This is a genomic window from Paenibacillus sp. B46(2026), assembly GCF_056786355.1.
In genome coordinates, this window is the sequence record NZ_CM165907.1 from 2,700,736 (window position 1) to 2,713,936 (window position 13,201).

The window sequence follows — 13,201 nt, forward strand, 5'->3', positions numbered from 1 at the left end:
CATGCTGGCAGCCGAGCGGTATGACCGGATTGTGGAGATGGTGAATGTAAAGGGCAGTATGCGTGTATCCGAGCTTAGTGAGCGCTGCCGAGTGACGGAGGAAACCATCCGGCGCGATCTTGATCGGCTGGAACAGGCAGGTCGACTGCGCCGATCTCACGGTGGTGCAGTGAGTGTGAAGGAAGATCAACCGGAGATTCCTTACCGGATTAGGGAGACAACCCATGCGGAAGAGAAAAAGCGGATTGCACAAGCGGCTCTGGCGATGATTAATCCGGGTGATCGCATTCTGTTGGATGCCAGCACAACGGCAGGTTATATGGCAGCGAACATGCCTGATTTTCCGCTGACGGTCTTAACCAACTCGATTCAAATTGCCACTGAACTCAGCAGCCGTGACAAGGTTGAGGTCATCTCAACAGGGGGCCAGCTGGCATCTCGCTCGTTGTCTTTTGTTGGGCCGCTGGCGGAGCGTTCTCTGGAAACGTATCACGTGGATAAAATGTTCATGTCGTGCAAAGGTGTACATCTCGAAGGTGGCGGAATCAGTGAATCCAATGAACTCCAGGCAAGGCTGAAGCAGAAGATGGTTGGCATATCCGATCAAGTCATCTTACTTGCAGATGCCAGTAAGTTTGGTGTCCGTGCTTTTGCCCGGGTATCCGGGTTAAATGCAGTCCATACGATCGTTACCGATCAGCCATTGGAGGCTGAACAGACAGAACGTTTGAGCGGATACGATATTAGTATCATCACGGTTTAATCTTTTAGATTTTATCTATATAAATTGAACTAAACATTTACACGAAACGGAGAGGACAGAAATAACTTGAAGAAGCGAAGCGTGCGCCTTTATCCCGGGATTTTACCCTTTAAAAAGTAAATTAAAAAATATGGGGATAACAGCGATCGGAAGGTTATTCTGTCATCGGAGTGTTTAGTGTAAATATTCTTAGTTAATTCATCTACTAATCAGTTAATAGGAGCGTGTAATTATGAAGGTCTCCTTATTCATTACCTGCCTCAGCGATGCCATCTATCCCCGAGTGGGGGAGGCCATGGTCAGATTGCTCGCCGCTCATGGCGTTCGGCTGGATTTTCCGCCGGTTCAGACCTGCTGCGGTCAGCCTTCCTACAATAGCGGGTACTGGGATGAGACTCGGGTAGCGGCCAAGACGATTCTGGAAGCGTTCGACGACAGTGATTTTGTGGTATGTCCTTCAGGATCGTGTACGTATATGATTCATCATTATCCCGAACTGTTCGCAGATGAACCGGTATGGCTGGAGAAGGCAAAACGATTGGAAGCCAAAGCTTATGAGTTTACTCAATTCCTCGTTCAGGTACTTGGGATCACCGATCTGGGCGCACATTTTCCACACAAAGTAACCTATCATCCATCCTGCCATGGCAGCCGTCTGCTTGGTGTGAAGGATGAACCGATGGCGCTGCTCTCTCAAGTAAAGGGACTGGAATTGGTTCCACTTCCGTTCGCTGAGGATTGCTGCGGGTTCGGGGGTACGTTTGCCATCAAAATGTCCGATATTTCAGGAGCGATGGTGACGGAGAAGGTCGATCATGTCAAAGAGACACAAGCCGAAGTACTGGTTGGGCTGGACATGGCCTGTCTGATGAATATCGCAGGTAATCTGCGTTATCGGAATGAACCGGTGCGTGTGATGCATCTGGCGGAACTACTGTATGAGGGGGTGCGAACAGGATGAGCCAACCGGGAGTTATGGATACTACGGTCAAAGAACGTGCCGGACTGGCCTTGAATGATGATTTTCTGCGTAAAGCGGTCAAATTCACGACAGAACGGTTGCGCAACGGGAAGAAGTCTGCCTCAGAAGAACATGGAAACTGGGATGAATGGCGGGAGCGTGGCCGTCAGATTCGTCTGCATACCATTGCATATCTGGATTATTATCTGAATGAATTTGTGAATAACGCCCGTGCGAATGGGGTTCATATTCATTTTGCAGATACATCGGTTGAAGCAGCGGCGATTGCGCTGGATATTGCGGCGCACAAGCAAGCTTCTACGGTGGTAAAGTCCAAATCGATGGTATCGGAGGAAGTACATCTGAATCATGTGCTGGAGTCGGCAGGCATTGAAGCCATCGAGACCGATCTGGGTGAATACATCATTCAGTTGGCAGGCGAAGCCCCGTCTCATATTGTCATTCCAGCGATCCATAAGAATCGCTATCAGATCGCAGAGTTGTTATCCAAAGAAGCGGGCGAAATTCTGGAACCAGATACAACGGTACTTGCCGGATTTGTTCGCAAAAAGCTGCGCGAGAAGTTCCTCGAAGCGGATATTGGCATGACGGGTTGCAATTTTGCGATTGCAGAGACAGGTTCCATGGTTTTGTTCGAAAATGAAGGCAATGCCCGGATGGTATCCACTGTTCCGAAAACGCAGATTACTCTCATGGGCATGGAGCGAATCATCCCGTCGTGGACGGATCTGGAGGTTATGGCAACCTTATTGCCGCGCTCCGCAACAGGTCAGAAATTAACGATGTATATGTCAGGTATCACAGGTCCTCGCCGCACAGCGGATGGAGATGGGCCGGAGGAAATGCACATTATTATCGTGGACAACGGTCGATCCTTACAGCTTGGTGATCCCGAATTTCAGGAATTGCTGAATTGCATTCGCTGCGGCGCCTGTCTGAATGCTTGCCCGGTATATCGCCATATTGGAGGTCATGCCTACGGTGGGACATACAGTGGTCCGATTGGCGCGGTACTGACACCTGCACTCAATGGCAACATTGATGAATGGAATGATATTGCGGGTGCTTCGAGTCTTTGCGGAGCCTGTTATGAAGCGTGTCCTGTTAAAATTCCACTGCATGATATGCTCGTTTATCTACGTAGGCGTAAAGTGGAAGACGGTCATGGAAACAAAATGGAGAGCATAGGCATGAAGGGATTTGCCGCCGTTGTTTCCAATTCCAAACGCTTCAGTGCAGCCATACGTCTTGGACAGATCGGGCAGAAGGCAGTTGTACGCAACAACGGCATTTCACTCAAGCTGGGTCCACTTAAAGGCTGGAACAATTATCGGGTTGCGCCAAGTCTCGCCAAGAAATCATTCCGGCAACAATGGAACAAGCTGGATCAGGAACTGAACCAGGAGCAACCGGCCATGAAATCTTCCGTTCGCAGCCGCATGGAGCAGATTATTCGTGAACGAGAGGAAGGGGAGGATAAGCATGGTCACTGAACATCAGCAATGGCTTGCGCAATTGGAGAAGAAGTCCATGGAGAAACAGGAGCAGTTCATGGATGACATTGCTTCGAAATTGAGAAGACCAAGGCAACGACATGCGCCGACCCAACCCTTTCGGGGAGCACCCGACTTTTGGACTGAACTGGAATGGGATGAAGAGAAGCGTATTCAAGCATTTACCGATAATTTTGTGAGTGTAGGCGCCCACATTGCCCGGGTTCAGAACATGGAAGAAGTGTCTCAATTTATTGCCAACAAATCTCATGAGCTGAGTGCCCAATATATCATTCGCCAAAATGAACAGGCACTAAAGGATCTCAGATTGGAAGAGCAGTTACCTGATGTAAAAATCTCAGTCTGGAATAGTCAAGCGGATGAGAATTGGAAGGCCCGGGCAGCTGAGGCGGATATTGGTGTGGTCATGGCGGATTATGCGACAGCATACACAGGCTCGGTCACTGTACTTTCTTCACCGGAAAAGGGGCGTTCAGTCAGTCTGCTACCTACGGTACTCATCATCATTATTCCAGTGGATCGACTGTACACCAGACTGGGGGAGACGTTGAATCGATTTGACGAAGCGGGAAGAGAGAATCTTCCGGCAGGCATCCACTTTATTTCAGGGCCCAGCCGATCTTCCGATATTGAAAATGATTTAACTATTGGGGTACACGGACCGGGTATTGTATATGGTCTGATTATGGGTTAACGGTGTGTTGAGCGTGATGGCGCATCATGATTTTGATAACTGTCCTATATGCAGAATTCGTCTGCTGAGGGCAGTTTTTTGTTTTGTCTACTATAGTTAAAAACTATTAAAATTATATTAATTATATATTTAACCTATTAATAGTGAGGGTGTATAATCCATCTCAAGAGAGAATTCATGTGAGATACAAAAGAGAAAGAGGAGGATGATTACAGATGAGTATATTTTCTTACCAAGTTCCGTTTATGGAGGGACACGAGGGTGATTTTTCTGCTTTACAAGGGAAAGTACTGCTAATTGTGAATACAGCAAGCCGGTGTAGCTACTCCCGCCAATTCAATGAACTTCAGCAGATGTATGAGAAATATAGTGATCAGGGGCTCGAAGTTCTGGCGTTTCCTTGCAACCAGTTTAACGAGAAAGAACCTGGCAGTAGCGTTGAGATTGCCGAGTATTGCAGGAATCAGTTTCAGATATCCTTTCCGATCTTGGAGAAGGTTGAGGTCGTTGGGCAGTCGATGCATCCATTGTTTCGTTATCTGATTGAAGAAGCGCCATTTCAAGGTTATGATCCGGACACGAAGGAAGGACAGTGGATGGACACTTTTGTGAAGGAGAAGCATCCAGAATTGTATCAAGGAGACGGGATCAAATGGAATTTCACCAAATTCCTGATTGACCGTAGTGGAGACGTCCATGGCCGTTATGAAACGACAGTTGCCCCATTAGAGATGGAGTCAGCTATTCAGAATCTGTTGAAGAATTCCTAAGTATGCTGCAATTACTGTCCTGAAGTCCTATGACTTTGGGACTGTTGAAGATTGGAACTGGAAATGTTAGGGTAAAAGAAGATAACGAAGTCATCCATTTTTTTTAATCAAAAATGACCAATATACCAATTTGGTCAGTTAGTTCTTCGGTGGTTTTATCGTTATCTGGATGAAATATGAAAATGTGAAAAAAATAACTTAAATCTGTCGGTCTGAAAGCTAAGTGTAATTACGTCTGTAACCACGTCTGTAATCAAGTCATTATTTTTAGTTGTAGAACTCTTAACTTGGAAAGAAGGAGTGAGCGTCATGCCACCAATTTCAGTGCCTCAACCGAAAACCTTTGGCCCACTGGGTAATTTGCCGCAATTGAACTTTGAAGAGCCGGTACAATCCCTGGTGAAACTTGCTGAAGAATATGGACCGATCTTTCGTATGGAGTACCCCGGGCGAAGTGAATTGTATATTTCAGGTCACGAACTTGTCGCTGAGGTAACGGACGAATCCAAATTCGACAAACGTGTGTGGGCACCTCTTGCGAAGGTCCGTGCATTCGCAGGAGATGGACTATTTACGAGTTGGACCGATGAGCCGAATTGGAAAAAAGCCCATAACGTACTGCTGCCAAGTTTCAGTCAACGTGCGATGCAAGGATACCACAACAAAATGATTGATCTGGCTGTGCAGCTGGTCCAGAAATGGTCGCGACTGAACCCGGATGAGACAGTTAACGTTCCGGATGATATGACACGTCTTACGCTCGACACGATTGGACTCTGTGGGTTCAACTATCGGTTTAACAGCTTCTATCGGGAAGAACCACATCCATTCATTACGAGCATGGTTCGTGCGTTGGATGAATCCATGAGTTCATTGCAGCGACTGCGTCTGCAAGACAAGCTGATGATCACCAAAAAGAAACAGTTTGAACAGGATATCCGTTCCATGTTCTCCTTGGTGGATCACATTATTGCCGAGCGCAAAGAGAAACCGCAGGAAGGGGCAGACGATCTGTTGTCCCACATGCTCAGCGGCAAGGACCCGGAGACAGGAGAAACACTGGATGATGAGAACATCCGCTATCAGATTATTACCTTCCTGATTGCAGGACATGAGACCACAAGTGGTCTGTTATCCTTCGCCATCTATTATCTGATGAAGAATCCCGATACACTGGCTAAAGCCCAGGCTGAAGTGGATCAGGTTCTGAAAGATCCAGTTCCAACGTACAATCAGGTTCGCAATCTGAAGTACGTTCGCATGGTTTTAAACGAAGCACTGCGGTTATGGCCTACAGCTCCGGCCTTTTCCCTGTATGCCAAGGAAGATACGGTGCTTGCGGGTCAATATCCTTTGCAAAAAGGCGACAGCGTCAGTGTACTTATTCCCAAGCTTCATCGGGACCGTGCAGCGTGGGGAGATGATGTGGAAGCATTCCGACCGGAACGGTTCGAAGACCCGAGCAAAGTGCCGCATGATGCCTACAAGCCTTTCGGTAACGGTCAACGGGCATGTATTGGTCAGCAATTTGCACTTCAGGAAGCAACGCTGGTGCTGGGCATGGTGCTCAAGCATTTTGACTTCATAGATCATGCTGATTATCAGTTAAAGGTCAAAGAAACCCTGACGCTCAAACCGGATAACTTCACGATTCGCGTACGTGCTCGTGGGGGTCAACCGGTCATGGCCGTTCCGGGTGTAACGGTCGAAGAACCGACTCCAGTTGCCAAAAGAACAGAGCCGGATGCGGCAAATGCCCATCACACACCGATGCTGGTTCTGTACGGTTCCAATCTGGGGACTGCGGAAGGCATTGCGCGTGAAATTGCCGATACCGCCAGATATCAGGGTTTCCGCAGTGAGGTTGCTGCGCTGGATGATCGCGTTGGCAAACTGCCGAAGGATGGTGCCGTTATTATTGTCAGTGCATCTTATAATGGTCAGCCGCCAAGTAATGCCAAGATGTTCGTCGAGTGGATTGAACATGCGGACGCCAATGAATTCAAAGGTGTGCGTTTCGCAGTTCTGGGATGCGGTGACCATAACTGGGCGAGCACCTATCAGCGTATTCCGCGTTTAATAGATGAACAATTGTCTTCCAGAGGAGCAGAGCGGTTATCGCCACTGGGTGAGTCAGATGCAAGCGGTGATTTTGAGAAACAGGTGGGGGATTGGACGGAGCAATTATGGCCGGATCTCGCACGAACGATGGGGCTGAAACTGAACACAAGCTCCAATAGCGAACGCAGCTCATTATCTGTACAATTTGTCAGTGGACTCGCTGTGACCCCACTTGCAGATACGTATGATGCACATGTGGCGAAAGTGCTTGAGAACAGGGAGCTTCACGACGCGGGCAGTGAACGAAGCACACGTCACCTGGAGATCCAACTGCCTGAAGGCATAACCTACAAGGAAGGCGATCATCTGGGCATTCTGCCACAGAATCCACCGGAACTTGTGGAACGTGTACTTCGTCGATACGGGTTTACCGGAACGGAGCATCTGGTTCTGGATGCATCCGGTCGGAGTGCCGCACATCTGCCATTACATCAACCGGTTAACCTGTATGACCTGCTCAGTCATAGCGTTGAACTTCAAGAAGCAGCAACTCGTGCGCAGCTTAGAGAAATGGCAGCATACACGGTATGTCCACCGCATAAGAAGGAACTTGAAGCGCTGCTTGATGAATCCATGTATATGGATGAAGTTCGGAACAAACGAATCTCCATGCTGGATTATCTGGTGAAATATGAGGCATGTGAACTGCCGTTCGAGCGCTTTCTTGAATTATTGCCTTCATTGAAAGCCAGATATTATTCGATCTCCAGTTCACCGCGTGTTCAGCCCGATCAAGCGAGTATTACGGTCAGTGTTGTGCGTGCCCCGGCATGGAGTGGACAGGGAGAATACAAAGGTATTGCGTCCAACTATCTGGCCAACCTGAAGTCGGGTGATGAGATTGTCATGTTCACCCGGACACCAGAGTCCGGGTTCCAATTGCCGGAGGATGCACAGGTTCCCGTCATCATGGTAGGTCCGGGTACAGGTGTGGCTCCATTCCGAGGTTTCTTGCAGGCGAGACATGTATTGAAGCAGCAGGGTCAAGAGCTTGGTGAAGCCCATCTGTACTTTGGGTGCCGGAATCCTGAACATGATTATCTGTACAAAAATGAACTGGAAGCAGCCCAGCAAGAAGGGCTTGTGAAGCTTCATACGGCCTTCTCCCGTGTAGACGGGGAGGAGAAATGTTATGTACAGCATCTGATGAGAGATGATGCCCGTCATCTGATTCCTTTGCTTGAAGAGGGTGCGCATCTGTATATCTGCGGTGATGGCAGCAAGATGGCACCTGATGTGGAAGCCACACTCCAGCATGCATACACTGATATTCATGGCAAGTCTGCCAAGGAAGCAGAAGATTGGCTTGAGCAGCTCCAACAGGAAGGTCGTTATGCCAAGGATGTATGGACAGGCATCTGATGTACACATGTGAAGGGTCAGCTTGATCCGTAACTGGCTGAGCGGTGAGATACAGAAGCAGTTCTGTTCTCACCGCTTTTTGACATAAAATGATTCTTCAGCAGATGAGTGGTTGCATGGGTTATAATTATATATTGGAAGGGAGCACCCGTATGCAGACATTCGGGAACCATTGTATGGCTTGCGAAAAGAACCAGCTTTACTTCCGGGTACACGGCCGTTTCAGTTTTTTTCTTCCGGCGGTTGGCCGATAGATCGACTCAACGCTGGAGAGAGGAAATAAAATACGGGAAGGGACTCTGCCTTTTCCCTGGAGTTCAAGATAATCCAGTCCCACGCCCACAAGTCTGATATTGTTAAATGCATTCCTGGAAGGGAAAGTCGTGCGGATTCCCACTCTGACGCCTCGCCGTGTTCGAGGAATATCGAATACCCGAATGGAATTCAGACTGAGTGGAATGAATAGCTGCCGGTTTACTTTGATAAACTGCTTTGGATAGACACGAATACGTCCCGGTTCCAACCCGGAGAGTGGAGTATTCAGTTCTGCAAGGTGCCCCTGGAGTTCTGCCAGGCGCAGCTGAAGTGTTTTTCCAGTATGGAGATGCTGCCAGCTCATAAGTATTCCTCCGTTCGCCATTTGTACCTAGTATATGAAGGAACGGGGTAGGAAGGTGTACGTTTGATAGCCCATGTTCGTTACGGCTAACGGGGTTTCATTTTATAATAGAGGAGTGATTCAAATGATCGTAGAGATGTATAAAGACCTCATTCAGGATGAGCGTGGCAATTATTATCTGGCAGTACAGATGGATGGCAATGAGCTTACGCTCGTTAATGCATTCGTCGAAGCGGCATTCACACCTGACCTGATCTACAATGAAGAGTTTCGTACCAAGCACAAGGAGATGGAAGGCGGGTTTGTAGGCAAAATTGCGATGGACCTGCTAAGGCACGATGTGGTCATGGGGATGAAGCAAATCGACCGCAAACTGTTGAACTTGTCGGATGTGGAGCAGCAGTTCACGGTAAATTATATTGATACGATTGAATTTTATCGTCACCCGGCGTGGAACCGGAAGGTGTAAGGCGAAACTCATCTCCTCTGTAACCAGAGAGAGGGTTCTTCTCCAATCCAATTGGCCATGATCTTACTTATACCAGCAACAGAATATATTGAGATGTAAAAGCGCAAGTGCAGGGCAGTAAGCCTTCGCAACTTGCGCTTTTTGGCATATATGGTTAACGACGTGTGAGACTTAGAAACGAACCAGATTATTGACGTTTACAGGCAAGCCCGTCGCGATGGCTCGATTGGCAGCAATACCCGTCAGAATGGATCTGGCACCGTCCACGTGGTTAGCAGCACGATGGAACGGATCTTCTACAGGCTCTCCAAACAGATCATTCAGCAGAACCGGGTCACCTCCGCCATGTCCACCTGCTTTCTCTTCCACTTCAACCTCATATGGCGCATCGAACATCGGGAGAACGCGCAATGTTTTACCGATCAATGCACCTTCCTTACTTTTGTCACCCAATGAATTGACATAGGATTGCTCCACGATATTCATCTCAATCCGGCCTTTGGTGCCATTAATGGCAATGCGGTAACCTTCCCATGGCTGGTAGGCAACGAGGGAGTACGTCAGAATGGCCTTATTCCGATACTTCACAAGAACCCCCATCGTGTCCTCAATATTGATGCCATCCCCAAATACGCTCTGATCCCGCTGATAACCATCTTCGGATTCAGCATCCAGATACATGGACTTCAGATGAGCATCCGAATCCAAATGCAGTGCAAAAGGGTCATCCTTCGCGATCGGGTTGCCGGTTGCCCGGTTGTAGAACTGCGTTACACCGCGTTCTTCTGCATTTTCTCTGCCGTAATACATCAGATCACCAAATGCAAATACGGTATCCGGTTGCGAACCAATCCAGAAATTCACCAAGTCGAAGTGATGCGTGGATTTGTGAACGAGCAGTCCGCCGCTATTGCGCTTATCCCGGTGCCAGCGACGGAAATAATCTGCGCCGTGGCGGGTATTCAGCAGCCACTCGAAGTGAACGGAAGTGACCTTTCCAATGGTATCATTCAGAATAAGCTCGCGTATTTTGGTATGGTGCGGCGCATAACGGTAGTTAAAGGTAACTCTTACGTTCTGTCCGGTCCGCTTCACGGCATCCAGGATGTCCTGACATTTCTCCTCATCGATGGTCATCGGTTTCTCGGTGACAACATCACATCCAAGTTCCATCGCACGAATGATGTACTTGTGATGGGTACGGTCAACACTCGTTACGATGACATAATCTGGCTTCTCGTTCTCAATCATCTGATCAAATTGATCTGCAGGATAAGTAGGTACCTCTGGATAGTTGTACTTTTCCTTCAGTAACTGATTCGCGTAATTCATACGGACTTGATTGATATCGCAAAAGCCGACAAGCTCGGATGTATCCCTAAAATCCCGTGTCAAAGCACCGTAAAAAAATTCAGCACGGCCACCGGTTCCGACTAATACATAACGTTTCTTGTTACTCATGTCTATCGCCTCCTTGAATATAGCTTTAGACTATAACAAGGGAGTACTTCTTTCGCCGCATTTTATGCGTAACCGCTTTCAAATGCCGCATATTTTGCTATAATTTATGGAAAGGAGAGAGGGAGACATGACTGAACCTTTTCGTGCGGATTTTCATGATCCCACGGATCTACTGCACATTGAATATGATCGTCGCATCGGGTATTTCTCGATGACGGATGACCACCTGCATGATCATTATGAGTTATATTACCTGTTGTCTGGTGAGCGTATTTATTTCATCAAGGACCGAACCTATCGGGTAAAGGCTGGCGATCTGGTGTTTGTAGACCGGAATACGGTTCACAAGACATTGGAGAGTGGCATGCCCGACCATGAGCGTATGGTACTCTATATGAAGCCTGAGCTTTTTGCAGCCATGGCTATTTCAACGGAGTTAGTTGAAGGCTTGAAGGAACCTTTCAGCTGGGAGATTCCAATTGTAAGGTTTCCTTCTCAAGTCACTGAGGTTCTGGAACGGATGGTTAGCGAAATGGTTGATGAAATGCTTCATCCCCAACCTGGAAGCAATCTGTTACTGCGTCACCGGGCTATTGAATTGTTGCTGCATGCCTATCGTAATCAACATCTGGGACGGTTATGCTCCGATGATCGTGAGCCGGTCCTTCATCCCAAGACACAGGCCGTCGTGCGTTACCTGAATGAAAACTATCAGAAGCCACTGACATTACCCGAGGTGGCGGACACGTTTCGCATTAGTCCGCATTATCTGAGTCGCTTATTCAAGCAAACGACGGGGTTTACCTTCAGTGACTATCTGAATCTGTTACGGGTAAAGGAAGCACAGCGTTTGCTGCGGGAAAGTAATGAGTCCATTACGAATATCGCCTGGCTTGCCGGATTCAGTAACTTCTCTCATTTTGGCAAGATGTTCAAGCGCACTGTTCAGGCATCACCGAGAGCCTACAGGCAGGAGTACAGGGAAGCTGGTTCAATGAGAACGATAAAATAGGAGGAGAATAAACGATGATTGAAGCGAGATTGAATGAACTGGGGATCATTTTGCCGGAGGCGAGCGCCCCCGCAGCGAAATATGCCAATGCTGTAATTGTCAATGGGATTATGTATGTATCCGGGAAAGGACCTGATACCTCCGAACGCGGCAAACTTGGAGCAGATTTTACAACAGAGCAAGGATATGATTTTGCCCGGAATGCCGGACTGGAGGTACTCGCTGTCGTTCGAGACGTGCTGGGTTCACTGGATCGGGTGAAGAGAGTAGTTAAAGTGCAGGGCTTCATCAATGCGTCCGCTTCGTATCAGGAGCATCATAAAGTGCTGAATGGATTCTCGGATCTGATGATGGAGGTATTCGGGGATCAGGGGGTACACGCCCGTTCGGTATTCGGTGCCGTATCTGTGAGGGATAATTTGCCGCTGATCATTGATTCCATATTTCAGGTGGAGGAGTAGGTGCAACCATGACAGACTCATCTTCATTTAATCCCATTATGTTGACGATTCCCGAGAGCTTCCACACGGAACGCCTCACGATTCGAGCGCCGCAATGGGGGGATGGCGCAGCCGTTAATGAAGCCGTCCGTGAGAGTGCGGAGCAGCTGCGGTTGTGGTTACCTTTTGCCGAGAAAATCCCTTCATTGGAAGAGTCTGAAGTGAATGTTCGCAAAGCAAGGCTACAATACCTGGAGCGTACCGACATGATGCTTCATTTGCGTGACAGACATACGGATGAATTGGTGGGCAGCAGCGGGTTACATCGTATCGACTGGAATGCGCGCTCTTTCGAGATCGGCTACTGGATTCGCACATCGCGAGCTGGCGAGGGATTGGTCACGGAGGCGGTGAAAGGCATAGAGCAATTCGCCATTACTCATCTGGAGGCCAATCGGCTGGAGATCCGCTGTGATGCCCGAAACGTGAGGAGTGCGAACGTAGCTGAACGAGCGGGATATACGCTGGAAGGTATACTGCGCAAGATGCGGCGTGACAGCACAGGTACGCTGGTCGATTGTATGGTTTTCTCTAAAGTCAGGGGAAGAGAGTTTGAGTAAATGGAGTGTAGGTATGGAACGAATCGGTCAAGGAAGAACTGCGGAAATCTATGGGTATTCGAACGAGCACATTATGAAGTTATATTGAATGGATTTTCCACTCGAAGCTGTCCAGAATGAATACAACATTGCCTGAATAACAGCAGATCTGTCATGGCGATTTTCACCCTGATAATGTTATGCTCAGTGAGGCTGGCGATCCATACTGGGTCATCGATTGGATGACTGGCATGTCGGGGTGATCCTGCGGGTGATGTGGCTCGAAGCTGGGTAATACTAATGAGCGGCACTTTGCCGCAAGATACAGAGCCAGCTATACAATAGTTTAACTTCTATAAATGAATCTAATCATTTTATATAAAAGGGTAGAGAAA

At 48.2% G+C, this 13,201-nt stretch carries 13 protein-coding genes; 11 read left to right on the plus strand and 2 right to left on the minus strand.

What is annotated here, in order from left to right; genetic code table 11:
• Position 1 precedes the first annotated feature (1 nt).
• The 6 genes from AC1S8V_RS12465 (at position 2) to AC1S8V_RS12490 (ending at position 8,206) form a co-directional block, all read left to right on the plus strand.
• Positions 2–763, plus strand: coding sequence for a DeoR/GlpR family DNA-binding transcription regulator (locus AC1S8V_RS12465; RefSeq protein WP_482073839.1), 762 nt, complete (start codon positions 2–4; stop codon positions 761–763).
• Between the two features lie 232 nt (positions 764–995).
• Positions 996–1,724, plus strand: coding sequence for a (Fe-S)-binding protein (locus tag AC1S8V_RS12470; protein ID WP_017688927.1), 729 nt, complete (start codon positions 996–998; stop codon positions 1,722–1,724).
• Positions 1,721–3,238, plus strand: a complete 1,518-nt coding sequence (locus AC1S8V_RS12475) for a LutB/LldF family L-lactate oxidation iron-sulfur protein (RefSeq protein ID WP_482073840.1) — start codon at positions 1,721–1,723, stop codon at positions 3,236–3,238. The genes AC1S8V_RS12470 and AC1S8V_RS12475 overlap by 4 nt, the downstream gene beginning before the upstream one ends.
• Positions 3,228–3,953: a LutC/YkgG family protein gene (locus tag AC1S8V_RS12480; protein WP_482073841.1), complete on the plus strand. Its 726-nt coding sequence runs from the start codon at positions 3,228–3,230 to the stop codon at positions 3,951–3,953. The genes AC1S8V_RS12475 and AC1S8V_RS12480 overlap by 11 nt, the downstream gene beginning before the upstream one ends.
• 215 nt (positions 3,954–4,168) lie before the next feature.
• Entirely contained in the window at positions 4,169–4,723 is a 555-nt protein-coding gene (locus AC1S8V_RS12485; protein ID WP_482073842.1) for a glutathione peroxidase, read from the plus strand.
• Positions 4,724–5,032: 309 nt separating this feature from the next.
• Complete coding sequence (locus AC1S8V_RS12490; protein ID WP_482073843.1) at positions 5,033–8,206, plus strand: bifunctional cytochrome P450/NADPH--P450 reductase; 3,174 nt, start codon at positions 5,033–5,035, stop codon at positions 8,204–8,206.
• Between the two features lie 199 nt (positions 8,207–8,405).
• Here the strand turns inward: AC1S8V_RS12490 and AC1S8V_RS12495 are convergent, their stop codons facing one another.
• Complete coding sequence (locus AC1S8V_RS12495; RefSeq protein ID WP_482073844.1) at positions 8,406–8,825, minus strand: hypothetical protein; 420 nt, start codon at positions 8,823–8,825, stop codon at positions 8,406–8,408.
• Between the two features lie 124 nt (positions 8,826–8,949).
• On the opposite strand from AC1S8V_RS12495, the gene AC1S8V_RS12500 reads away from it, so the two are divergent.
• Positions 8,950–9,294: a hypothetical protein gene (locus AC1S8V_RS12500; RefSeq protein WP_482073845.1), complete on the plus strand. Its 345-nt coding sequence runs from the start codon at positions 8,950–8,952 to the stop codon at positions 9,292–9,294.
• Between the two features lie 171 nt (positions 9,295–9,465).
• Here AC1S8V_RS12500 and AC1S8V_RS12505 read toward each other — a convergent pair whose 3' ends face one another.
• On the minus strand, positions 9,466–10,755 hold the full coding sequence (locus tag AC1S8V_RS12505) for a Gfo/Idh/MocA family oxidoreductase (protein ID WP_482073846.1): 1,290 nt from the start codon (positions 10,753–10,755) through the stop codon (positions 9,466–9,468).
• A gap of 127 nt (positions 10,756–10,882) precedes the next feature.
• On the opposite strand from AC1S8V_RS12505, the gene AC1S8V_RS12510 reads away from it, so the two are divergent.
• The 4 genes from AC1S8V_RS12510 to AC1S8V_RS12525 all read left to right on the plus strand — a co-directional run bounded on the left by AC1S8V_RS12510 (position 10,883) and on the right by AC1S8V_RS12525 (position 13,069).
• Positions 10,883–11,767 carry a helix-turn-helix domain-containing protein gene (locus AC1S8V_RS12510; RefSeq protein ID WP_482073847.1) on the plus strand — a complete coding sequence of 295 codons (885 nt, stop codon included), beginning with the start codon at positions 10,883–10,885 and terminating at the stop codon, positions 11,765–11,767.
• Between the two features lie 14 nt (positions 11,768–11,781).
• Complete coding sequence (locus AC1S8V_RS12515) at positions 11,782–12,228, plus strand: RidA family protein (RefSeq protein ID WP_482073848.1); 447 nt, start codon at positions 11,782–11,784, stop codon at positions 12,226–12,228.
• 8 nt (positions 12,229–12,236) lie between these two features.
• Entirely contained in the window at positions 12,237–12,827 is a 591-nt protein-coding gene (locus AC1S8V_RS12520; RefSeq protein WP_482073849.1) for a GNAT family N-acetyltransferase, read from the plus strand.
• A gap of 179 nt (positions 12,828–13,006) precedes the next feature.
• Positions 13,007–13,069: a hypothetical protein gene (locus AC1S8V_RS12525; RefSeq protein ID WP_482074467.1), complete on the plus strand. Its 63-nt coding sequence runs from the start codon at positions 13,007–13,009 to the stop codon at positions 13,067–13,069.
• The last annotated feature ends 132 nt before the right edge of the window (positions 13,070–13,201 follow it).

What these genes read in the sequence shown, in the direction of transcription:
- AC1S8V_RS12470 (WP_017688927.1), top strand. Translation starts at nt 996, where the DNA reads ATGAAGGTCTCCTTATTCATTACCTGCCTCAGCGATGCCATCTATCCC.
- AC1S8V_RS12465 (WP_482073839.1), top strand. Translation starts at nt 2, where the DNA reads ATGCTGGCAGCCGAGCGGTATGACCGGATTGTGGAGATGGTGAATGTA.
- AC1S8V_RS12475 (WP_482073840.1), top strand. Translation starts at nt 1,721, where the DNA reads ATGAGCCAACCGGGAGTTATGGATACTACGGTCAAAGAACGTGCCGGA.
- AC1S8V_RS12485 (WP_482073842.1), top strand. Translation starts at nt 4,169, where the DNA reads ATGAGTATATTTTCTTACCAAGTTCCGTTTATGGAGGGACACGAGGGT.
- AC1S8V_RS12480 (WP_482073841.1), top strand. Translation starts at nt 3,228, where the DNA reads ATGGTCACTGAACATCAGCAATGGCTTGCGCAATTGGAGAAGAAGTCC.
- AC1S8V_RS12500 (WP_482073845.1), top strand. Translation starts at nt 8,950, where the DNA reads ATGATCGTAGAGATGTATAAAGACCTCATTCAGGATGAGCGTGGCAAT.
- AC1S8V_RS12510 (WP_482073847.1), top strand. Translation starts at nt 10,883, where the DNA reads ATGACTGAACCTTTTCGTGCGGATTTTCATGATCCCACGGATCTACTG.
- AC1S8V_RS12520 (WP_482073849.1), top strand. Translation starts at nt 12,237, where the DNA reads ATGACAGACTCATCTTCATTTAATCCCATTATGTTGACGATTCCCGAG.
- AC1S8V_RS12490 (WP_482073843.1), top strand. Translation starts at nt 5,033, where the DNA reads ATGCCACCAATTTCAGTGCCTCAACCGAAAACCTTTGGCCCACTGGGT.
- AC1S8V_RS12495 (WP_482073844.1), bottom strand. Translation starts at nt 8,825, where the DNA reads ATGAGCTGGCAGCATCTCCATACTGGAAAAACACTTCAGCTGCGCCTG.
- AC1S8V_RS12515 (WP_482073848.1), top strand. Translation starts at nt 11,782, where the DNA reads ATGATTGAAGCGAGATTGAATGAACTGGGGATCATTTTGCCGGAGGCG.
- AC1S8V_RS12505 (WP_482073846.1), bottom strand. Translation starts at nt 10,755, where the DNA reads ATGAGTAACAAGAAACGTTATGTATTAGTCGGAACCGGTGGCCGTGCT.